Source organism: Thalassospira sp. (genome assembly GCF_030690045.1).
In the GTDB taxonomy this organism is placed as follows: domain Bacteria; phylum Pseudomonadota; class Alphaproteobacteria; order Rhodospirillales; family Thalassospiraceae; genus Thalassospira.
The window spans coordinates 113,290-135,455 of record NZ_JAUYHK010000002.1 but is presented as its reverse complement, the minus strand read 5'-3'; the positions used below and the strand labels follow the sequence as shown (position 1 = coordinate 135,455).

Genomic DNA, 22,166 nt, shown 5'->3' with positions numbered 1-22,166 from the left:
CTTTCTCAGGCAGCTTGCGCCGCGTTTTCAAAACGACGGCGGCGGCGCTGAAGGAAGATGATCCCGCCCAGAACGACAAAGGCTGGCAGGAAGAAAACCTCTTTGGGCGGTCGGTCAGCATCGGTTTTGATCGCGGTGATTTCAAAATCGAAATCAAGTCCGGCCTTTTCCGCCGGTCCGCCAAACACCAGATTGTCGATGAAAACACGGCCATCTTCTTCGCGAATTTCCATACCGGCATGATACAGACGATCATGCCCGGAAACTTGCGGCCCCAACGGCAACATCACCGCCTTGCGAACGTCTTTTCCCTCAAGATTGATCCCTTCCACATCAATGCGAAGATTTGCATCTGCGGGCAGGGCTTCGACTTCGGCCAGAATGGTTTCAGGATGAAGATCGTCATAGGGCGGTTCGATCATATCCAGCCAGAATCCCGGCCGGAACAAGGTAAACGCCACCAGCAACATCACCGCACTTTCCCACAATTTCGACCGGGTGATGAAATAGCCCATCGTGGCCGCGGCAAAGACCAGCATGGCAATCGTCGCCACAATGATCACCATGACCACCTGAAACGGATGATCCAGCCCGATCATCAGAAGTTGCGTGTTAAACAGAAACAGGAACGGCAATGCCGCCGTCCGCATACTGTAGAAAAACGCAACAAAGCCGGTTTTCATCGGATCGGCCCCCGATATGGCCGCCGCAGCAAAGGATGCCAGCCCGACCGGGGGGGTCACATCGGCCATAATCCCGAAATAAAAGACGAACAGATGCACGGCAATCAGCGGTACCAGAAGACCGTTTGCCGCCCCCAGTTCGACAATCACCGGGGCCATCAGGCTTGACACCACGATATAGTTTGCCGTGGTCGGCAAGCCCATACCAAGGATCAGACTGATTACCGCCGTAAAGATCAGGATCAGCATCAGATTGCCGCCGGAAATCAGTTCGACAAATTCGACCATCACCTGACCGATGCCGGTCAACGACACCGTACCGACAATGATACCGGCCGCCGCCGTGGCGACGCCAATACCGATCATATTGCGTGCACCGGTCGCCAGGCCATCCACCACATCCTGCAACCCGTTACGGATTTCCGACAGGTGATCGGGCTGTTTACGGAACCATGCCTTGACCGGTCGCTGGGTCAGCATGATGAAAATCATCAACATGGTTGCCCAGAAGGCCGACAGCCCGGGTGATTTCATCTCGATCATCAGGAACCAGACCAGCACAACCACCGGCAACAGATAATGCAAACCCGACTTGGCGGTTTCACCAAGCGCGGGTAATTCCAGCACCGGCTGATTGGGATCATCCAGTTCCAGATCGGGATATTTTGACGCAAAGAACAGACCGGCAAAATAAATCGCCGCACATTCCACCGCCATAATCCAGCCGATCGCATCGCCAAAAATCTGTTTCTGGATCAGGATGCCGTAATAGATAACACCCGCCAGAATGATCAACGTGCACACGAACAACAAGGACCGGATCACAGTCTGTTTTGCGGTCGTGATTTCGCGCCGCGGCAGGCCCTGCATGTTGGCTTTCATCGCTTCGAGATGGACGATGTAAATCAGCGCGATATAGGAAATCGTCGCGGGCAGAAACGCATGTTTGATCACTTCGGGGTAAGGAATCCCGACATATTCAACCATCAAAAAGGCCGCGGCCCCCATGACGGGTGGCATGATCTGACCATTGACCGACGATGCCACTTCTACCGCCCCGGCCTTTTCACCGGAAAACCCGACGCGCTTCATCAACGGAATGGTAAAGGTGCCCGTCGTCACCACATTGGCAATCGATGACCCGGAAATCAGACCGGTCATCGCCGAGGCCAGAACGGCCGCCTTGGCCGGTCCGCCGCGCAAATGACCGAGGGCCGCAAAGGCCACCTTGATGAAATAATTCCCGGCCCCGGCCTTATCAAGCAACGAGCCAAACAGCACGAACAGAAACACAAAACTGGTGGAAACGCCGAGCGCAATGCCAAACACACCCTCGGTCAGCAACCACTGATGCGACATCGCCTTGTTAAAGCTTGCCCCGCGCCATTGCAGGACGTCAGGCATCCAGGACGCATTGCCAAAAAAGATATAACCCAGAAAAAGCAGGGCGACGATCATCAGAGGCGGGCCAAGTGCACGGCGGGTCGCCTCCAGCAACATGACAAGCCCCACACCGGAAACAACAAGGTCCATTGTCGTCGGCAGGCCGGGTCGCCCGGAAAGTTCGCGGTAAAAAATGTAAATATAGGCCGCACAATAGGCCCCGACCAGCGCCAGAACCCAATCCTGAATCGGCACATAACTGCGTGGTGAATTTTTCAGGGCCGGATAGGCCATAAAGGCCAGAAAAATCGCCAGCGCAAGATGGATCGATCGCGCTTCGGTGTCATTAAACACCCCGAAATTGATGATAAAGGGCAATGGCGAGGCCAGCCAAAGCTGAAATAACGACCATCCCACCGCCACAAACAGCATCAGCCGGGCTGTTATCCCGACGGGCTGACGCGCCCCGGTATCCGATTGCGCAATCAAATCCTGAAGATCCTGATCAAGGTTCTCCGGATTGACGCCTTTGTTTTCTGTCATCACAAACACCCTGTCAAAAACGGCGTTATTATTTTCCGTCACCCAAAACAAAAAAAGCGCCGCCGGTACAAATACCGGTCGCCCGCGCAAAGCATACATTGATTATGTTCAATTTTTTCATGCCCGACGGGCCGCAAAGAAACAGGCGGGAGGTACATTAGCACCTCCCGCCTGCACCTGATTACATCAAGCCAGCTTCTTTGTAGTATTTGACAGCACCATCATGCAACGGAGCAGACAGACCGTCCTTGATCATTTCTTCCTTGACCAGAACTTCAAAAGCCGGATGCAGCTTTTTGAAGTCGTCAAAATTATCGAAAACCGCCTTTACAACATTGTAAATCACGTCTTCGTCAACATTGGTTGACGACACAAAGGTCGCACCGACGCCAAAGGTTTTTACATCTTCCGGGTTACCGCGATACATGCCGCCCGGAATGGTGGCAACACGGTAATAGGGATTATCGGCGACCAGCTTTTCGATTTCGGCACCGGCAACTTCAACCAGAACCGAATCACAAGCCGTGGTGGCTTCCTGAATCGAACCGGCCGGGTGACCAACGGTGTAGATCATCGCATCGATCTTGTTGTCGCAAAGGGCCTGCGACTGTTCCGCCGGTTTCAGTTCGGATGCCAGTGCGAAATCATCAAGAGTCCAGCCCTTGGCTTCCATCACGACATCCATGGTGTCGCGCTGTCCCGAACCGGGGTTCCCGATATTGACGCGCTTGCCTTTCAGATCATCAAAGGTCTTGATGCCGGAATCGGCACGGGCGACCACGGTGAACGGCTCCGGATGGATTGAAAATACGGCGCGCAGACCTTCAAACGGGCCCTGATCGGCAAATGCGCCGGTTCCGTTATAGGAATAGAACTGAACGTCGGACTGGGCGACGCCCATATCAAGTTCATTGGCACGGATGGTATTGACGTTATAGACCGAACCACCGGTGGATTCGACCGAACACCGAATGCCATGTTCCTTGCGATTAAGGTTGACCAGACGGCAAATTGCGCCGCCCGTCGGATAATAAACGCCGGTCACACCACCGGTCCCGATGGTGATAAACCGGTTTTCCTGTGCCGATGCCTGACCACTGATCAGGGCAGCACCAGCCAGCGCCACAACGGCCCCGGCAACAGCAATAATTTTTTTCATCAGGATTAGCTCCCTTAACACCCTGTAATTGACTTTCAACTGCGCATGAATGCAGCAGCAGAAAAACGATGAAACATCAGATAAATCAGATGTTTCGACACGGGGATTATAGCCAGATACCGAAAAATTGAAACCCTTCTGCATCCGGGGCCACCCCGAAACGGCCCCTTTTCCGGGAAAAACCCCGGAAATTCTCCCAGACTTTTCCTGTGCGTTACCAGACCGGTCGCAACAGTTTTCTTGCCATATCGGCATCGGCAATCGTGCGCCCGGTCAACACAACACCGGCATGCGCCTGTGCAATCAGGGCAGCATTATCCGGCGCAGATGTGCCATCGGCCAACAGATGATTATTCTCAAACCCGATCCGCGCATGCCCGCCCAGTGCAACCGCCGTCATCGCACAGGCATTTTCAAACCGGCCAAACGCGCACATCATCCAGTTCGACACATGATCCGACCGCCCCAAATAGGGCAGTAAATCTGCAGGCGTTGATTTTTGCCCGACACTGTAACGACCCAGAACATACAAAACCGGCAATTGCCTGCCGCCGATCACACCGCGTTCAACCAGATCGTCAAACCGCACAATGTCTTCGGGGGCATAAAGGATGAATTGCGGTAAAATATCTGCCTCGCGCAAAAAGGCGCAAAAATCACGGAGTTTATTTTCATCCCCACCATCGGGCGCAATTTCACGCACTGCCAGCGATACTGCTTCGGGTTTCAATTCCCGTACCATCGCCATTTGCTGATCGGCGGAATAAATCCCCACCGCCTCGCTGGTAACCTGAATCAGCAAATCATTGCCAATTTCGGCGCGGATGGCATCCATCGATGCCCGATAGCGCCCGATATCGAGGCTGTGCCCCCCGGCATCATCGCGCACATGCAGATGGATCACCGACGCCCCGGCCGCCAGACAGTTTTTCGCCTCTCTCGCCACGTCTTCCGGGCTGATCGGAATAGTTGGCAGATCAGCCTTTGTCTTGCGTGCCCCATTCGGGGCAACAGCAAGAATGGCCGGAAGTTCCATCCAATCGGGCGGCGTCCGTTCGCTCACGACAATCCCTCTTTGGCAAAAACTTCCTGCACGGACCGGTCAAACAGATCGACGATCTCGCCGATCTGGTCTTCGGTCACGATATAGGCCGGGGCAAACAGCACATGATCGCCACGTTGCCCGTCAATGGTGCCCCCCATCGGATAGCACATCAGTCCATTGGCAAAGGCGGTCTGTTTGATTTTCGCATTGATTTTCCGGGCCGGATCAAACGGTTCTTTGGTTGCCCGGTCGGCAACAAATTCGACCCCGCGAAACAGGCCGCGTCCGCGAATATCGCCAACAAACGGATGATTTCCAAACCGTGCCGTCAGGGCATCCTGCAACACATCCCCCTGTCGACGGACATTTGCCAGCAAATCGCGGTTGCGAATGGCGCGTTGTGTTGCCATCGCCGCCGCACAGGCCGTCGCATGCCCCTGATAGGTATGACCATGCTGGAAAAATCCGGTGCCATTGGCAATCGCCCGATGGATTTTGCCCGATACCAGAACCGCACCAATCGGCTGGTACCCGGCCCCCAATCCCTTGGCGAGGGTTTGCAGATCACCTGTGATGCCTTCCTGTTCAATCGCATGCAGGGTGCCGGTGCGCCCCATCCCGCACATGACTTCATCGAGAATCAGCAATACCCCGTACCGGTCACAAATTTCGCGAATGCGTTTGAAATATCCCGGTACCGGTGCCACTGCGCCTGCGGTTGCCCCGACCACCGGTTCGGCGACAAAGGCGGCAACATTGCCGGTTCCCAATGACAGAATTGCATCTTCCAGTTCGTTGGCAACGCGCAGACCGTAATCTTCTGGTGTTTCGCCCGGTTGCTGATCGCGATAGGCATAACAGGGGGCGATGTGGCTGGCGGGAATCAACAGGGGTTCAAATTGTCGCTTGCGCCACATATTGCCGCCCACCGCCAATGCGCCCAGCGTATTGCCGTGATAACTTTGCCGCCGGGCAATGACGAATTGCCGGTCCGGTTCACCGATTTCAAGGAAATATTGCCGCGCCATTTTCAGGGACGCCTCAATCGCCTCGGACCCGCCCGACACAAAATAAACCCGTTCCATACCCGGCGGCGCATGGGCAATCAGATCATCGGCCAGTTCTTCCATCGGATCGGACGAGAAAAACCCCGAATGCGCATAAGGCAGTTTGCGCACCTGTTCGATAATTGCATCCTGCACTTCGGCATCAGAATGCCCCAGGCACGATACCGCCGCCCCGCCACAGGCATCGAGATAGCGTTTGCCATCTGCGTCGGTGATGTAAATGCCATCGCCCGAAATGGCACGCGGCGGTTCTGTGATGCTGTGACGGTGCAATACATGGGATGTCATGATCGGGAATTCCGTTTGATACCGGCATCCTGCCAGTAGGTGTCAAAAACAGCGAGTTGTTCTTCGGCGCTGGCAATTTGTTGCAGTGCGCCTTCACCGCCACGCGCCACCAAAAGGGCAACCAGTGCCTGCAACACAGACACGGCGGCGGTAAAACTTTGGAAAAAAGACGGGGACCCATCGGCAATCACAATCGTCACCGCCGCCTGCACCGCAATCGGTGCCACATCGGAATCGGTAACGGCAATGATGGCTGCCCCCTGGGCCGCGGCAAATTCGGTGACTTTCACCGTTTCGCTGGTATAGGGCGCAAATCCAACCGCCAGAACGACATCCTTGCGCCCCAGACCGCGCAATTCATCGCCAAAGGTTCCCGCCACCCCCTCCAGCAATGTCACATCATCGCGAAACAGCCGACAGGCATAGGCAAATTGAAACGCCGCCGGCCAGGCACCGCGTCGCCCGACGACAAATACCCGTCTTGCCTGTTCCAGATATTCGCAGGCACTGCGCATGGCGCGTCGGGCCTCTGGTCCAAAGGACCGCAACAGATTATCGGTTTCCTGCCGGGCGATTTCACCCAGAAGTGCGTCTTCGCTGTGATCTTCGCCCGCGCTGCGATGCTGTAATTGCCAGGCGCGCCCGGCATAACTGGCGGGCAAATCACGCAGACGGTTTTGATAACCCAGACGAAAATCCTGATAACTTTCCAGACCGATGGTTTTCATCAGGCGGACAATGGCACTGGGCTGAATATCGGCAGCACGGGCCAGCGACCGCATGGATTTCAGGGCAACATCATCAGGGTGATCGAGCATATAGCGCGCCGCTTTTTGCAATTGCGGGCTCAGATCGCCATACCCGGCAATCAGCCTTTCGCGCAGATCGGCATAGACACCCATATTCCGACGCACCCCATACCTGAATAACCGGCGCAATTAGGCCATAACGCCCCTATTTTCACAACAAATGTTTCATTAAACTTTTAAATGAAACATTTGTTGTCGATTTTGTTTCAGATCCCATCGGGAAAAAACGCCTGCATCCGCTAAAAAACATGGACTTATTCTTAAAAATCCCGAAAATGTTTGCTACGCAGGGCAAACCGGATTGTTTCAATGCATCTCTCATAAAAATACCTGCAATACGGGACTGGGCACCGAATCGACAAGGTGGCCATGAAAAAACAACTTTTTGAAGCCCTGACACGCGCCAATGCGGGAATTGCCCTTTTTGATGCCGATGAACGCATCATTTTTTCCAATCCCGCCTGGACCCAGATGATTACCGGTCTTGCCGAAGAAGACCTGCTGTTCAATGAAACCATGCTGGATGATGGTTTCATGCTGTCGGTTTGTCTGGTCCGGCCCTTTGACCACACAGCACAGAACGGCAAACCTTCCGCCGATATTCCTGACACCGCATTCCGAAACGCCGGAACCGTGATCATTGCCGATGACAGTGCATCAAACCGCATGGTGGCGCGCCGCATTCTTCAGGCCGAAGGTTATGCGATCCTTGAGGCCGTTGACGGGCAGGCTGTCCTTGACATGCTGGCAAGCGGGGTGGAGGCCGATCTGATCCTGATGGATGTGGAAATGCCTGATATGGACGGGCTGCATACCACCCGCCGTATTCGCCATCTGGCCGGACCAACCGCCCGGATTCCGATTATCGCCCTGTCGGCCCATCAATCCCGGGATTGGGCGATGGTCGCCCGTCAGTCCGGCGTCAATGATTTCATCAGCAAGCCGATTAACCGTGCCGGATTGCTGGACGCCATCAACAACCTGCCCCCCTGCCGCCCGGCACCGGTTGACAGGCAGGCTTCCATGGCGCCTCCCCCAACTTTGCGGGCGCGGAACACACCGCCAATCCCGCGACACCGGGCCCCGCGCCATGTCGCCCTGCCAACCAGCCCGGTGCTTGATACCCGCACCCTTGACCAGCTTTATCTTGATGCCGGTGCCGAAGGCGCATCCTGTGGTATTGACCTGTTTATCAGCGAAACCGAATCCCGCCTTGTCAGCATCGACAATGCCCTGTCGCGGGCCGACCTTGTGGCGGTACGCGATGAAATTCATATCCTGAAAAGCACATCGGGCACCTTTGGCCTGCGCCAGTTATCGGAATTATGCGCCGCCACCCAGCAGGCCTTTGATCAGGACCACGACGATCCGGATAATGCCTTTGCCATGTCCCGGCAACTGGTTCAGCTTGCCCCGACGGCCCTGACCGCCCTGACCCTGTATCGCCGCAGCCGCAGCTATGCCGGGGTGTGATCACGCCACCATACCCGCCACGCCATCAGGGCCCACAGGGACAAACCGGCGGTGAAATCCTGATGGTGCGTGGCGCGATGCCACAAATCCTGACGCCGTGCCTGCGTCACGGGCAAATCTTCAAACAATCCGTCCAGAACCCGATCCCCCCACAAAAGCGGACATATCTGCATCAGCCAATCATCAACCGGCGGGTTAAACCCGGTTTTGCTCGCGACAAGATATCCTTTGGGCACCATTGGCCCGACCACTTCGCGCCACAATGCCTTCCCACCCCTGCGCAAATGATCCTGTGCCGGAACCGACCGGGCCATTTCCACCACCGCCCTGTCCAAAAGAGGCGGGCGATATTCGACCCCGAACGCCATGCCACACCGATCCGACATCGCCAATTGATTGCCCGGCAAGGTGACTTTGCGATCAAAATTCATCATTGCTGTCGCCAGTTCCCCCGGCAACAGACCATCTGGCATATCATCCCCCAATAACGCAGCAGACAATTCGGCAATCCCGCAACGATTGTTCCAATGAGCAAACGCCCCGGTCGCATCCTGCCTGATACCGCTTAAAAACCGTGCAACATGGCCGTTTCCATCATCCGCAACCTGTGCCGTCATCCACCGCATCCACCCCGGCAGGCGCAGGGCGTATGGGATCAACCGGGCGGCCTGATACCGGGGATAGCCGCCAAACAGTTCATCCCCGCCATCGCCGGTCAAACAAACCGGGGCGATTTGGGCGACATGTTCGCTTAGCATATGATGCAGGATCATCGCGGGATTGCCAAAAGGTGCGCCAAAGGCCCTCAGCCCGGCCTGCAAACGCCAGAGCAAATCTTCGGCCTGCACGGGTGCCGGAACAATTTTCAAGGTCATGCCAAGATGAGCAGTCAGACTTTGCGCCCGCGCCGTTTCATCGGCCTTGCTGCCGGGAAACCCCATCACCAGCCCGACCGGCAGATCACGCCCTGAACGGCGTGCGATCTTGCAGGCCAGTGCGGCCACCCCGGCACTGTCCATGCCGCCCGACACCAGACAGGCAACCGGACAATCCGCATCCAGCGCCCCGGCAACGGCATATTCGACCACCCCCGCCAGATCGGCGGCATCGGTCCGACCTGTGTCAGACATCTCATTGATCCGGGCCGTCGTAACCTTACCCTCGCACCATTGCAGGATTTCACCCGGTCGCAATTGCCGCACTCCGACAAAGGGTGTCAGTGGTGCGGGGACAAACAAATGCGCCATATAAGGGACAAATAGCCGATCCGGCGCACTTTCATGATCCGCCAATCCCGGCACGGCCAAAAGTTCGGAGGCAAAACGCAGATGTCCATCAGCCCGCACCGCAACATATAATGGCTTGATCCCCATCGGATCGATGCCAAGGGTCAGACGGCGTTCGATACGATCCCAAATCGCAAAGGCATAAGGCCCGGATAATGCCGCAATTGCCGCCAGACCACCCTGTTGCCAGACCGCCAGAAACAATTCGGCATCGCTGCCACTGCGCAAGCCTTCCTTGCCGGCGGCCAGCATATCGGCCATCACGGCACGATGACCGGCAAGATATCCGTTGAAAATCAGGACATAGCGTTGATCGGAACTGATCAGGGGTTGGTGCGCGGCAGGAGATGGATCGGTGGTAATCAGGCGACGATGCCCCAAAACCGCATGCCCGTCGCCCTGTTGCCACACCGTCCCGAAATCCGGGCCGCGATGCTGCAACCGATTGGTGGCCTGCACCACAAGATCATACCCGCAAAAATCCGTCGCCCCCGCCAGACCGCACATGGTTGGGCCCGTTATTGCGGCGGATCAGACGGCGGCTGTCGATCCAGCCTGCCTTGCAAATCGCGCAGCACATAAAGGCGCAGGGCGCTGGACAAATTGCCTTCACGCCCGGCATCCACCCGCACAACCAGTTCGGCCATGCTCAGTGCCTCGCGATGGGCGATTTCCTGCAATATCTGCCAGAATTCATCTTCCAGCGAAAAACTGGTGCGGTGCCCGGCGATTGTCACCGATCTTTTGCGAACCTCGCCCTTCATCGCGCTATCTGTCTTTCCAACCGTCTGAAATTTGATCATCATGCCCGTGCAATGGCGCATTCATGATAAGGCACCCTTATGAAATTCATACATCTTTCCGATACCCATCTGCGTGCCCGAGATGATTTTTCGCGCCTTCCGCATCCGGGTGAGACCCTGCGTGCGGTCATTGACGAGATCAATGCCTATCATGCCGACGCCGAAATTTGCGTTCTGACCGGTGATCTGACCCATCATGGCCGCCCCGATCAATATGATCATATTGCCGGTTTGCTCTCAACACTGACCATGCCCGTGATTGCCATTCCGGGGAATCATGATGTGCGCGGGCCAATGATTGATGCCTTTCCCGACACACCGGTCGATGAAAACGGATTTATCAATTTCGGGCGTACGGTCGGCGGCATCCGGTTTGTGATGCTTGATAGTGTGGTGCCCGGCACCCATCATGGTACCTTGTGCCCGGCCCGGCTGGACTGGTTATCACGTGAACTTGACCATTATCGCGATCTGCCAACCTTTTTGTTCATGCATCACCCGCCGCTTGAAATGGGGTTGCCGTTTCTTGATTCAATCCGGATGGAAAGCGACGTGGCACTGGCGCATATCCTTAAGGATCACCCCCAGGTCAAATACATGTTTTTCGGCCATCTTCACCGTCCCTGTACCGGTGTCTGGCAAGGTATTCCCTTTGCCGTTGGCGGCAGCAGCCATAAGGGGGAGCCGTTCGACATGCGCCATGAGAAAGAAGAAGAACTGGTGGAACGGGCGCCGCTCAAACCAATGTTTGGCATCGTCCTGACCGATGATCTTGGCAATGTGCGATATCACTATGACATGGTGCAAGGCACCTGACACAGCCTGCTATGCCCATTCGGCCAAAACATCCGGGTCGGTTTCACCCGCCGCATATTGTGCGCGGATTTGTACGAAATCAGTGGCATTCATCAATTGCGACAGCGCCCAGACCGCACTGCCGCGCACAAGCGGACTGTCATCCATCAGCAAGGCCTCGATCCGCCCGGCCAGATCACCCGCCCCGCTATTGCCAAGGGCGATCAGAACATTGCGCAGAAATTTGGCCCGCCCGATACGTTTGATCGGCGATCCGGCAAAAAAGACCCGAAACGCGGTATCATCCATATCGATAAAGTCAATCAGGCGGGGGGCTGTCAAATCTGTCCGCGCCACAAACGCCATTTCACTGGTGCGGCTGGCAAATTTGTTCCACGGACACACCGCCAGACAATCGTCACAGCCATAAATGCGATTGCCGATTGCCTTGCGAAATTCAACCGGGATCAATCCGTCATGTTCGATCGTCAGATAGGAAATGCAGCGCCGGGCGTCGAGTTTATAGGGGGCGGGAAAAGCATCGGTCGGGCAGGCCGTCAGGCAATTCTGACATGACCCGCAATGATCCACTTCCGGTTCGCTTGGCACAAAATCAATGGTGGTAAACACCTCGCCCAGAAACAGCCATGACCCAAACTGCCGCGACACCACATTGGTATGTTTGCCTTGCCAGCCAAGGCCCGCCGCCTGTGCCAATGGCTTTTCCAGAACCGGGGCGGTATCGACAAAGACCTTGACCTGTTCGCCCTTGTGGCTTTGCTCTATCAGCCAGCGCGCCAGATGTTTCAGCCGTTTTTTGATCAGGTCATGATAATCGCGGTTTTTGGCATAGGACGCGATCATCGCCCGGTCGGGATGATCGAGCAACGTCAGCGGGTCTTCTGCCGGGCCGTAATTGCAGCCCAGCACAATCACCGATTTGACATCGGGCCACAAATCGCGCGGATCGCGGCGACGCGGCAGCCGTTCAGGATCATTCATCCAGCCCATCGTGCCATATTCACCACCCGCGACAAATTCATCCAGACGGTGCTGGTTGCGTTCATCAATTTCCGGACGCGCCACGCCACAGACATCAAAGCCGATTTCACGGGCCTTGGCCTCAAGCGCCTCAAAGGTGATGGCAGCGGCAACCGACATGGCAGATCATCCGTTTCCGGTTTTCTCTCTCAGTGCTGCCTTATATAGATTTATGCCAAAAACGCAAAAGGCCGCAGTACGGGGCGGCGGCCTTTTACGAGGTTATCAACCCTAGAAGCGATAGCGCAATGTCGCAAGAACCGTGCGTTCCTCGCCATAATAGCAATTGTCAGACCATTGGGTAATCAGACAGGATGCGACATAATCCTCATCCATCAGATTGTTCACATTGAGCCGGAAATCCGCATTCGTTATGCCGATCTGCGACAAATCATAATTCAGAACCAGATCAACCAGGGTGTAATCCGGCACCATGATGGTATTGGCTTCATTCCCTGCTGTTTCCCCGATATAGCGCACACCGGCCCCAATACCGAGACCATCCAGCGTCCCGGCGGTAAAGCGATAATGTCCCCACAATGACGCCATATGTTCGGGAACCTGTTGCGGACGATTACCATCCTTGACCGAACCCGGCGCATCATAGGAAGCGTCGGTATAGGTGTAACCGGCAACAACACTGAAAGAATTGGTCAGATCACCACGCGCCTCAAGCTCCAGCCCCTGTGATTCAATTGTCCCGATCGGTTCATAGGCAAATGTCGTGTTGTTATAAATCGCAACATTTTCCTGATCGATATGAAACAACGCCGCGCTGAACATGGCAGAACTGCCTGTCGGCTGATATTTCAGACCAATCTCATATTGGGTTCCCTCGGTGGGTTCCAGCGGTTTGCCCGATGCATCACTGCTCAGACTGGGGTTGAAAGATTCCGAATAATTGATATAAGGCGCAATGCCGTTATCAAACAGATAAAGAATTCCCGCCCGCTTGGTCAGTTTGCTGCGATCTTCGCCCTGCTCGACATTGGTCAAACGGTTCAGATTACTGGTTTCCACCCAATCCTGCCGCAGGCCAAGCGAGAACCGCCAGTTTTCATAAGAAAACTGGTCCTCGGCATACAGCCCGGCCTGTTCCAGAGAACGGCGGTTACTGTTGGTAATTGTGCCCAGCGCCACCCCCGGATTGCCATAAACCGGATCAAAGGGATTGATGGTCGATGCCCCGGTAAAGAGCCATTTATTTTCGGTTCGGCGGTTTTGATAATCAAAACCCATCAGCACGGTATGATCAACATTCGCCGTTGTAAAATTGGCCTGGGCCTGATTATCAACGGTAAAAGCCCGTAAATCTTCGTCACCACCGCCATAAGTGCGCGTCAGTTCGTTGGTCGCACCGTTCCATCCGGTCTGATAAATCTGGTCAAGGTGAACATCGGCGTCCAGAAAGCGGAAATTCTGGCGAACAGCCCATGTATCGTCAAATTCATGTTCAAATTCGTACCCAACCATATTCTGGGTGCGCTCGTAACTTTCCAGTGACGGGTCCCCGTCAAAGAAAGAGTTCGGGATATATTGCCCATTGCGCGGGAACAATGTGCCTTCTGATGGTAAACCGTTATGTGTGCCGCCTTCCGGATCCTTCTGAAAATACCCCATCAGGGTGATACGTGTATCGTCACTGACATTGGCGGTCAGCGACGGCGCAATCGTATACCGTTCTTCTTTGGTACCATCGAACTGCGTATCGGACGCATCGGCCTTACCCACCAGACGATAAGCCAGTTTTCCGCTTTCGGTCAGAGGCCCGGTCACATCAAATCCGACACCCCGCTGATTTCGGTTGCCATAGGAAACCTCGACTTCGCCCTGCTGTTCAAACAAGGGCTTCTTGCTTGACAGCGCGACAAGCCCCCCCGGTGAACTGCGGCCATAGAGAACCGATGCCGGTCCCTTGACCACATCGGCACGTTCGACAAAATATGGATCAATCTGCATCGAGCTATAGGTTGAATCATCACTCATGGTTTTCAGGCCATCGAGATAGATGTTGTCGATGCTGCGATCAACCAGACCACGCAGAATCACATAATCATAACGGTTTGAGGCCCCGACCTGCCCGGTAAAGGCACCGGGGGTGTATCGCATCGCCTGCATCACGGTTTGCGATCCCTGATCTTCAATCTGATCCTTTGTTACGACCGATATGCTTTGCGGCGTTTCAATCAGGGGCCTATCGGTTTTTGTCGCCGACAGAGAACGGGTTGCACCATAACCTTCGGTCGGGCCGGTTGCAGTTTGGCGGGTGCCGCTGGCCTCAATCCGCACCGGGTCCAGAATGGAATCATCCCCGGTCCCTGCCGCCAGTTTTTCAATCGTCACCGTACCATCAGCAGTATAACGCCATGAATAACCGGACCCGGACAGCAACCGGGTCAGAGCCTGATCAATGCTGAAAGTGCCGGTTATTGCCGGGGCGGCCACCCCATCCATCCCTTGGGACGGGAAAAACAATTGCAAACCGGCCTGATCCGCCAATGCAGTCAGTGCGGTATCAAGACCCTGTGCCGGGATATTGAACGAAATGTCCTGCGACTGGGAAATTTCGCGGAACGCCACACCCTCCCCGGCACTGCTTGCAGGTGCCGGAACCATCAGCGTCATGCCCGATATCAGGGTCGACGCCAACAACAAAGTCCGCATTTTGTTGTGTCGAATGTTGGAATTGGTGGCTGAAATCCGCCCAGGCCGTGCGTTCATTCGATAAAACCTTTTCGTCTGATCCCATTTGATGCGAATGAAAACAAGAATGGTTTTCATTGCGATTACAGGTAAGACGAAATCCCGCATTCGGACTTGCAGCAGAAATTTTCAGTTTTTTCAATTTTTATGGAATTCATCAGAATTCAGTAGATCAGCGTCGCCAGTGGCGTTGCAAAAACTCGGGCCGGGGTCGTCTGGGCAAGAGAGACCAGCAAGGCATCAATCGCCGCCAGATCAAACACGCCTGTCACCTGCAAATCACGCAACCCGTCATTCATCAAGATAATCCGGCCTTTGTGATACCGTTGCATTTCAGCAATCACCGATCCCAACGGCTGGCGATTGAAAATCAGTTTGCCGCGCCGCCATGCCAATATGGTCGCTGTATCGCTATCCTGCGGAGCCGAAACACCTTTGCCCTGACCATAAATCACTTGTTGCCCGGCAATCACCCGCACGGGTTGCCGACCGTTCAGGCTAACATCGACAAGACCTTCCTCCACATGAACACTGGTCAGCCCGCCGTCATTTAACTGCACACCATAAAGGGTGCCAATAGCCGTACTTGACCCCTGTCCGGCCCGCACGACAAAAGGCCGCTCAGGGTCTTTGGCAACATCGAAAACCGCCTCCCCCGCCATCAGATGGATATTGCGACCATTCCCGTCGAAATCGACCGAAATCGCCGACGCCGTGTTCAGATACACCGTCGATCCATCAGGCAGGACAACATTTTTGCGTTCACCGACCCCGGTGGCGTGATCGGCAAACAACCCGGCCAGCGGCCCAATGGCCGGTGTCAGCACCGATATTCCCAAAACCACCACCAGCAAACAGGCGGCAATCGCCATCGCCCCACCGATCGTTTGTCGAACCGGCAACCGGGGAGTGAATTTGTGTTTTGCCTGCTGGTGGGCCTGTTGTGCCTGCGCAGTTTCACCAACCCCGTGCAACAGGGTGCGGGCCTCGATCAGGGCTGTTTCATGGTCCGGGCTTTCTGCCCGCCAGCGTACAAAGGCATCCTTATCCGCCGCCGTGATCCGGTTTGATCCCAGCAGCACCAGCCATTCAATCGCAGCATCGCTGATTGCACGGCGGTGTTGTGCATTGTCATCCTGGCTGTTTTTGTCCGACAAACCGATCATCCTGACCCTGTTTTCAACCCTTTGGCCCACCAAAGTCTTTTGTTATCCCGCAACAAAAAACTCCCCTGTTACATAGACGTTCCCGCACACCCAATCACGCAGTGATTGTCATATTATTTTTCACCCTGTTTTTGATCCATCCGCCAAAGTTCATCGCGGCAATGGCGCAAGGCACGTGACATATATTTTGCCACCATGCTTTCCGACACCCCCAACCGGGCGGCAATCACGGCATAAGACAGGCCTTCGACGCGAAACATCAACAGGGCACGCCTGGCATTTTCCGGCAACTGATTCAGGGCCTGATCCAGCAGGGCAATCTGTTCACGATCCAGCGCCAGAGTTTCGGGCGAAGGTTTGGGGTCGCAGATATTTTCGTCCGGCGCATATCCGGTCAGTGGGCCGGATATGCGGCCTTCGCGACGCATCCAGTCAATCGCGATATTGCCTGCCACCCGATAAACATAGGCGCGTGGATTATCGATATCACCAGTATTTTGTGAGGATGTGGCCAACCGGACATAGGTGTCCTGGGCAATATCGGACGCGCAATCGCCATCACCGCCCATCTTCCGCGTCAAAAAACGCACAAGCTGTGCATAATTATCCTGAAACGCTGTAATCAGAACCGATGCGCTGTGCCGTCCCATAACCTGTCCTGGTCCCTGCACCAATGGCGCACCCGCCAGACATCTGTCAGGTGCGGTACATCAGATAACAAGAACATACCGGACGATCAATGAGAATAATTATCAATTGTAACAAATTGCCCTTTTGTATAGGGCCACCTAACCCCGCCCGCGATAGGGCGGCACACCCTGATCCGGAATCCACACACCCGCCGGAGCCGGACCGGTCTGGTAAAACACGTCAATCGGAATACCGCCACGCGGATACCAGTAACCGCCGATACGCAGCCATTTCGGGGCTAGAAGATCGGCGATGCGTTTGCCGATGCTGACCGTGCAATCTTCGTGAAACGCACCGTGATTGCGAAACGAGGTCAGAAACAGTTTCAGGGATTTGCTTTCCACCAGCCAGCCATCGGGGATGTAATCAATCACCAGATGCGCAAAATCCGGCTGGCCGGTGATCGGGCACAGCGATGTAAATTCGGGTGCGACAAACCGCACGCAATAATCGGTTCCGGCCTGCGGGTTTTGCACCCGTTCCAGAACGGCTTCTTCGGGACTGGAGGGCTGTTTGGTATCCCCGCCCAGCATCGTCAGATTCTGGTAAATATCCTGATTGGCCATGATTAATCCTCGATAATCGGCATAGGATCAATATCCCCGCCTTCCTGTCCGGCATAAAAATCGCGGGCAAAATCGGCCATCCGTCCGGCCTCGATTGCGGCGCGCATATCGGACATCAAATCCTGATAATAATGCAGGTTATGCCAGGTCAGCAGTACCGCCCCCAAAATCTCGTTTGCCTTGATCAGATGATGCAGATAGGCACGCGAATATTGGGTGCAGGCCGGGCAGCCGCATTGATCATCCAATGGCCGGTCATCATCGCGGTGACGGCCATTTTTGAAATTGACCGTCCCGCGGCGGGTAAAGGCTTGGGCATTGCGGCCCGACCGGGTGGGCAGGACGCAATCAAACTGATCGATCCCGCGCATCACTGCCCCGACAAGATCGGACGGTTTCCCAACCCCCATCAGGTAACGCGGCTTGGCCGCAGGCAGCATATCAACGCAAAAATCCAGCGTTTCAAACATCATATCCTGCCCCTCGCCGACGGCAAGACCGCCCACCGAATGGCCCGGCAAATCCAGTTCGGCCAGTTTTTCCGAACTTTCCCGGCGCAGATGTTCAAACATGCTGCCTTGCTGAATGCCATACAGGGCATACCCTTCGCGCTCGATGAACGCATCGCGGGACCGTTTGGCCCAGCGCATCGACATCCGCATCGATTCTGCGGCCTGTTGTTCGGTTGCGGGGTATGGGGTGCATTCGTCAAACGCCATGGTGATGGTCGATCCCAGCAAATGCTGGATTTCCATCGACCGTTCCGGCGACAGCGCAAATTTGCGCCCGTCGATATGGCTTTTGAACGTCACACCGTCTTCGGTAATTTTGCGCAAGGTGGATAAGGACATCACCTGATAGCCGCCGCTATCGGTCAGGATCGGCTTGTCCCAATTCATGAATTTGTGCAGGCCACCCAGACGGGCAATGCGTTCGGCACCGGGGCGCAACATCAGATGGTAGGTATTTCCCAGCAAAATCTGCGCACCGGTTTGCGCCACATTTTCCGGCAACATGCCCTTGACGGTTGCCGCCGTCCCGACCGGCATAAAGGCCGGGGTATCGATCACGCCGTGGGCGGTATGAATGCGGCCACGCCGCGCCTTGCCATCCTGGGCCAGAAGTTCATAACGAAACCGGGTCATTGTGCTTTTCCAACCTTGTTGGCGCATTCCAGAAGGCTGCAATCGCCATAGGAATAAAAACGGTATTTTTGGTCAATCGCATGGGCATAGGCCGCCTTCATGCGATCATATCCGGCAAAGGCCGAAACCAGCATGAACAATGTCGATTTCGGCAGATGAAAATTGGTCAGCAAGACATCCACCACCCGGAATCTATAGCCCGGCGTGATGAAAATATCGGTTTCCGCCGAAAACGGTTCAACCACCCCATCCTCGCGTGCCGCACTTTCGAGCAACCGCAACGATGTGGTTCCAACCGCAATCACCCGCCCGCCATCGGCATGGGTCTGATTGATCAGATCGGCAATTTCCGGGCTGATACTGCCCCATTCGGCGTGCATTTTATGGTCATCCGTATCATCGACCTTGACCGGCAAAAACGTGCCTGCCCCGACATGCAGGGTAATAGTGCGGCGTTTGATCCCGCGGGCGTCCAGATCGGCCAGCAATTCCGGCGTAAAATGCAACCCCGCCGTCGGGGCGGCAACCGCGCCGTCATGTTGCGCGAAAATCGTCTGATAATCGTGGCGATCCTGATCGTCGCCACCGGCCTCGCGGCGGATATAGGGCGGCAACGGCATCACGCCATATTTTTCAAGGGCGGCAATCAGATCGGCACCGGCAACGTTAAAGCGCAACAGCACTTCGCCGCCTTCCTGCTTGTCCATTACTTCGGCCTCGAAATCATCGGCGACCCTGAAAACCTCGCCAATGCGCAATTTCTTGGCCGGTTTGGCAAAGGCCCGCCATTGCGCCAGCCCTTCCTGTTTGTGCAGGGTGACTTCGATTTTCGCATCGCCGCGTTTGCCAAACAGGCGGGCGGGAATGACGCGGGTATCGTTGGAGATCAACAGATCGCCGGGGCGCAAAATATCGGGCAATTCGCGCACGATGCGGTCACGCATCGCCCCGCCGGTCAAATCCAGCATCCGCGCATTATGGCGCGGCGATACCGGATGTTCGGCAATGCAATCACGCGGCAAATCGAAATCGAACAGATCGACTTTCATCAGGCTTCCGTTTTGATAATGGATCGGCAAAAACAAACGAAGGGGCGTGTTATGCGCCCCTTCGCCGCAAACTCAAACCCGAAAAACTAGCTGCGCGCGGGCTGTGCGCCCATTTTCGGGGTGATCACCATCATCAGCAACCGGAACGGTGCCAGACAGGTCAGCGCCATGATCATCTTGGCGGCAAAATCACCCAGCGCCCATGTTTCCCACGGCAGGCCGGTTCCGGCAAAGGCGATGGAGAAAAACAGGGCGGTATCGACAAACGATCCGATGCCCGACGAGACCAGCGGCGCTTTCCACCAGGTCGCCTGTCGCAACCGGTCAAACACCGTCACATCCAGCATCTGCGCAATCAGAAACGCCGTGCCCGAGGCAATGGCAATCCGGGTATCGGCAACGATCAGTGACAACACCACTGCCAGGGCAAATCCGGCCAGCACAACCAGCCGGGCGGCCTGTGCGCCACGCGCCCGGTTGGTCAGATCGGTCACCAGAAACGCCACCGGATAGGTAAACGCCCCATAGGTCAGCCAGTCGGCCAGAACACCCGGCAACGGATATTCCACCAGAATGTTCGATGCAACAACCGTCACAGCCATTGCCAGAATGCCGATGATGATGGCTTTCATATCGCAGGACCACCTTTTACAAACGCGCATAACAAATCTCGCGGCCTCCCGAAGGGGCGACGATGCGCAACAGTTTCGCAAAATTTGGCTGCTATGTACGCCCCGGCCCACAGAACGTCAAGACATAACAGCATCCAAAAAACGATGACCGGCAGATGATGCCGGTCATCGCCGCAGATCGCGCAAGGTCCCAAGGGGAACAGGGACCCCGCCACGATTATCCGGCATTCAGATCATGATGCCACGAATGGTAAAGAACAGAACCGCCCCCAAAAACGCCCCGGCAGGAACCGTAATGATCCAGGCCGTGGCAATGTTGACGGCATAGCGGCGGCGTACCAGCAACCGTTTGACATATTTGCGTTCGGCGCGCCGGGCCTTTTCCGGGTCGATCTGGCGCAGGGCCTCAACATGCTGTTCTTCTTCGCTTAATTCCTCGTCGCTGGTGACCAGCATCGGCGCACGGTCCACCCGGCGACGGTGGCTTAGCACCTCGCGCAGGAAACCAACGCCAAACACCGCGCCAACCGCAATGTGGGTCGAACTGACCGGCAATCCAAGGCCCGAGGCAATGATCACCGTCAGGGCCGCCGACAGGGCAACAGTATAGGCGCGGATCGGATCCAGTTTGGTGATCTTGCTGCCGACCGTTTTGATCAGTTTTGGCCCGAACAGAATAAGTCCGGCCGCAATCCCGACCGCCCCGATCACCAGCACCCAGACCGGGATCGGCGCACTGGTGACGATCTGACCGCTGTCAATGCCCGACACAATCGCCGCCAGCGGCCCGATGGCATTGGCAACATCGTTTGATCCATGCGCAAAGGACAGCAAGGCCGCCGACACCACCAGCGGAATGCGAAACAGCGAGGCAATTTCCTTGCGCCGCCCGGTCATGCGGGCCGATGCACGATGTACCGCCTTGCGCACCGGGATCAGGGAAAGGACAAAGGCCCCCACCCCGATCATGAACACAACAAAGCCACTGACTTTCCAGATTTTGGAAACACCCTTGGTCATCAAATACATGGTGAAGGCCGATATCATAACCGCGACCAGCAACGGCACCCATTTACGCGCGGCAGCCACCCGGTCTTCGACAAATAAAATCTTGAATTTGATCAGGGCCAAAAACCCGGCGGCAATTAAACCGCCCAGAACCGGCGAAATCACCCAACTTGCGACAATTGCGCTCATAGTGCTCCAATTGACCGCTGCAATCCCGGTGGCGGCCATACCGGCTCCCATCACACCGCCAACAATTGAATGGGTGGTCGATACCGGTGCCCCGACCCATGTTGCCAGATTAAGCCACAATGCCGCTGCCAGCAGGGCCGCCATCATGGCCCAGACGAATGTCTGTGTATCGGGCATCTGGCCGGGATCGATGATGCCATCCTTGATGGTATTAACGACATCGCCCCCGGCTATGATCGCCCCGGCGGCCTCAAAAATCGCGGCAATGATCACGGCGGCGGTCATTGTCAGGGCCTTGGACCCCACCGCAGGCCCGACATTGTTGGCAACGTCATTGGCCCCGATATTAAGCGCCATATAACCGCCGATCACGGCGGCAGCGACCAGAAACCCGCTTTGGGGCAAGCCGCCGGTATGAAAGGCAACAAACGCACTGCATGCCAGAAGAAATACCAGCGCCAGACCAATCTTCGCACCAAGGGACGCCGTAGCATCAGCACCGGCCTGCATCCGGCGTTGCCACTTCAGGTCCTTATCAAGGGCGGTCTTTTTTACAACCATGATCAACCGTTATTGTCAGGGGGACTCGACGGCGGGATCATGTCGAAGCCGACAGGATTTGTTAAGGATTTTTTACGTTTTA

General features: G+C 55.7%; 18 protein-coding genes. 2 read left to right on the top strand and 16 right to left on the bottom strand.

Annotated features, from left to right (window positions below; translation table 11 throughout):
- Window positions 1–5: 5 nt before the first annotated feature.
- From Q8O73_RS01340 to Q8O73_RS01320, 5 genes are all read right to left on the bottom strand, one after another.
- Complete coding sequence (locus Q8O73_RS01340; RefSeq protein WP_305553775.1) at window positions 6–2,609, bottom strand: TRAP transporter permease; 2,604 nt, start codon at window positions 2,607–2,609, stop codon at window positions 6–8.
- A gap of 181 nt (window positions 2,610–2,790) precedes the next feature.
- Window positions 2,791–3,768, bottom strand: coding sequence for a TAXI family TRAP transporter solute-binding subunit (locus Q8O73_RS01335; RefSeq protein ID WP_305553773.1), 978 nt, complete (start codon window positions 3,766–3,768; stop codon window positions 2,791–2,793).
- A gap of 214 nt (window positions 3,769–3,982) precedes the next feature.
- On the bottom strand, window positions 3,983–4,831 hold the full coding sequence (locus Q8O73_RS01330) for a 3-keto-5-aminohexanoate cleavage protein (protein ID WP_305553771.1): 849 nt from the start codon (window positions 4,829–4,831) through the stop codon (window positions 3,983–3,985).
- Complete coding sequence (locus Q8O73_RS01325; protein WP_305553770.1) at window positions 4,828–6,168, bottom strand: aspartate aminotransferase family protein; 1,341 nt, start codon at window positions 6,166–6,168, stop codon at window positions 4,828–4,830. Before Q8O73_RS01325 ends, Q8O73_RS01330 begins: the two co-directional genes overlap by 4 nt.
- Window positions 6,165–7,070, bottom strand: a complete 906-nt coding sequence (locus Q8O73_RS01320) for a MurR/RpiR family transcriptional regulator (protein WP_305553769.1) — start codon at window positions 7,068–7,070, stop codon at window positions 6,165–6,167. Before Q8O73_RS01320 ends, Q8O73_RS01325 begins: the two co-directional genes overlap by 4 nt.
- 276 nt (window positions 7,071–7,346) lie before the next feature.
- Here Q8O73_RS01320 and Q8O73_RS01315 point away from each other — a divergent pair, with 276 nt between their 5' ends.
- Entirely contained in the window at window positions 7,347–8,450 is a 1,104-nt protein-coding gene (locus tag Q8O73_RS01315; RefSeq protein WP_305553768.1) for a response regulator, read from the top strand.
- On the opposite strand, the gene Q8O73_RS01310 is transcribed toward Q8O73_RS01315, so the two are convergent.
- Entirely contained in the window at window positions 8,435–10,243 is a 1,809-nt protein-coding gene (locus tag Q8O73_RS01310; protein ID WP_305553767.1) for an asparagine synthetase B, read from the bottom strand. The two genes, Q8O73_RS01315 and Q8O73_RS01310, sit on opposite strands and share 16 nt — an antisense overlap.
- An 11-nt stretch (window positions 10,244–10,254) precedes the next feature.
- On the bottom strand, window positions 10,255–10,560 hold the full coding sequence (locus tag Q8O73_RS01305) for a ribbon-helix-helix domain-containing protein (protein ID WP_371135025.1): 306 nt from the start codon (window positions 10,558–10,560) through the stop codon (window positions 10,255–10,257).
- An 18-nt stretch (window positions 10,561–10,578) separates the two neighbouring features.
- Here Q8O73_RS01305 and Q8O73_RS01300 point away from each other — a divergent pair, with 18 nt between their 5' ends.
- Window positions 10,579–11,355, top strand: a complete 777-nt coding sequence (locus Q8O73_RS01300) for a phosphodiesterase (RefSeq protein ID WP_305553766.1) — start codon at window positions 10,579–10,581, stop codon at window positions 11,353–11,355.
- A 9-nt stretch (window positions 11,356–11,364) separates the two neighbouring features.
- On the opposite strand, the gene queG is transcribed toward Q8O73_RS01300, so the two are convergent.
- From queG to Q8O73_RS01255, 9 genes are all read right to left on the bottom strand, one after another.
- On the bottom strand, window positions 11,365–12,495 hold the full coding sequence (gene queG, locus Q8O73_RS01295; RefSeq protein ID WP_305553765.1) for a tRNA epoxyqueuosine(34) reductase QueG: 1,131 nt from the start codon (window positions 12,493–12,495) through the stop codon (window positions 11,365–11,367).
- 111 nt (window positions 12,496–12,606) lie between these two features.
- Entirely contained in the window at window positions 12,607–15,096 is a 2,490-nt protein-coding gene (locus Q8O73_RS01290) for a TonB-dependent siderophore receptor (protein ID WP_305553764.1), read from the bottom strand.
- A gap of 146 nt (window positions 15,097–15,242) precedes the next feature.
- A complete protein-coding gene (locus Q8O73_RS01285; RefSeq protein ID WP_305553763.1) occupies window positions 15,243–16,235 on the bottom strand; it encodes a FecR family protein in 993 nt (330 codons plus the stop codon).
- A 122-nt stretch (window positions 16,236–16,357) separates the two neighbouring features.
- Window positions 16,358–16,894, bottom strand: a complete 537-nt coding sequence (locus tag Q8O73_RS01280; RefSeq protein ID WP_305553762.1) for an RNA polymerase sigma factor — start codon at window positions 16,892–16,894, stop codon at window positions 16,358–16,360.
- Between the two features lie 138 nt (window positions 16,895–17,032).
- Window positions 17,033–17,500 carry a preQ(1) synthase gene (gene queF / locus Q8O73_RS01275; RefSeq protein ID WP_305553727.1) on the bottom strand — a complete coding sequence of 156 codons (468 nt, stop codon included), beginning with the start codon at window positions 17,498–17,500 and terminating at the stop codon, window positions 17,033–17,035.
- 2 nt (window positions 17,501–17,502) lie between these two features.
- Complete coding sequence (tgt, locus tag Q8O73_RS01270; RefSeq protein ID WP_305553724.1) at window positions 17,503–18,645, bottom strand: tRNA guanosine(34) transglycosylase Tgt; 1,143 nt, start codon at window positions 18,643–18,645, stop codon at window positions 17,503–17,505.
- Entirely contained in the window at window positions 18,642–19,694 is a 1,053-nt protein-coding gene (gene queA / locus Q8O73_RS01265) for a tRNA preQ1(34) S-adenosylmethionine ribosyltransferase-isomerase QueA (RefSeq protein WP_305553721.1), read from the bottom strand. The genes tgt and queA overlap by 4 nt, the downstream gene beginning before the upstream one ends.
- A gap of 86 nt (window positions 19,695–19,780) precedes the next feature.
- Window positions 19,781–20,326: a queuosine precursor transporter gene (locus Q8O73_RS01260; protein WP_305553718.1), complete on the bottom strand. Its 546-nt coding sequence runs from the start codon at window positions 20,324–20,326 to the stop codon at window positions 19,781–19,783.
- Window positions 20,327–20,554: 228 nt separating this feature from the next.
- Window positions 20,555–22,084, bottom strand: a complete 1,530-nt coding sequence (locus Q8O73_RS01255; protein WP_305553715.1) for an inorganic phosphate transporter — start codon at window positions 22,082–22,084, stop codon at window positions 20,555–20,557.
- Window positions 22,085–22,166: the final 82 nt, after the last annotated feature.

Coding starts and splice junctions, on each gene's coding strand:
- Q8O73_RS01340 (WP_305553775.1), bottom strand. CDS start 2,609: ATGACAGAAAACAAAGGCGTCAATCCGGAGAACCTTGATCAGGATCTT.
- Q8O73_RS01335 (WP_305553773.1), bottom strand. CDS start 3,768: ATGAAAAAAATTATTGCTGTTGCCGGGGCCGTTGTGGCGCTGGCTGGT.
- Q8O73_RS01325 (WP_305553770.1), bottom strand. CDS start 6,168: ATGACATCCCATGTATTGCACCGTCACAGCATCACAGAACCGCCGCGT.
- Q8O73_RS01320 (WP_305553769.1), bottom strand. CDS start 7,070: ATGGGTGTCTATGCCGATCTGCGCGAAAGGCTGATTGCCGGGTATGGC.
- Q8O73_RS01315 (WP_305553768.1), top strand. CDS start 7,347: ATGAAAAAACAACTTTTTGAAGCCCTGACACGCGCCAATGCGGGAATT.
- Q8O73_RS01310 (WP_305553767.1), bottom strand. CDS start 10,243: ATGTGCGGTCTGGCGGGGGCGACGGATTTTTGCGGGTATGATCTTGTG.
- Q8O73_RS01305 (WP_371135025.1), bottom strand. CDS start 10,560: ATGCGCCATTGCACGGGCATGATGATCAAATTTCAGACGGTTGGAAAG.
- Q8O73_RS01300 (WP_305553766.1), top strand. CDS start 10,579: ATGAAATTCATACATCTTTCCGATACCCATCTGCGTGCCCGAGATGAT.
- queG (WP_305553765.1), bottom strand. CDS start 12,495: ATGTCGGTTGCCGCTGCCATCACCTTTGAGGCGCTTGAGGCCAAGGCC.
- Q8O73_RS01290 (WP_305553764.1), bottom strand. CDS start 15,096: ATGAACGCACGGCCTGGGCGGATTTCAGCCACCAATTCCAACATTCGA.
- Q8O73_RS01280 (WP_305553762.1), bottom strand. CDS start 16,894: ATGGGACGGCACAGCGCATCGGTTCTGATTACAGCGTTTCAGGATAAT.
- queF (WP_305553727.1), bottom strand. CDS start 17,500: ATGGCCAATCAGGATATTTACCAGAATCTGACGATGCTGGGCGGGGAT.
- tgt (WP_305553724.1), bottom strand. CDS start 18,645: ATGACCCGGTTTCGTTATGAACTTCTGGCCCAGGATGGCAAGGCGCGG.
- queA (WP_305553721.1), bottom strand. CDS start 19,694: ATGAAAGTCGATCTGTTCGATTTCGATTTGCCGCGTGATTGCATTGCC.
- Q8O73_RS01260 (WP_305553718.1), bottom strand. CDS start 20,326: ATGAAAGCCATCATCATCGGCATTCTGGCAATGGCTGTGACGGTTGTT.
- Q8O73_RS01255 (WP_305553715.1), bottom strand. CDS start 22,084: ATGGTTGTAAAAAAGACCGCCCTTGATAAGGACCTGAAGTGGCAACGC.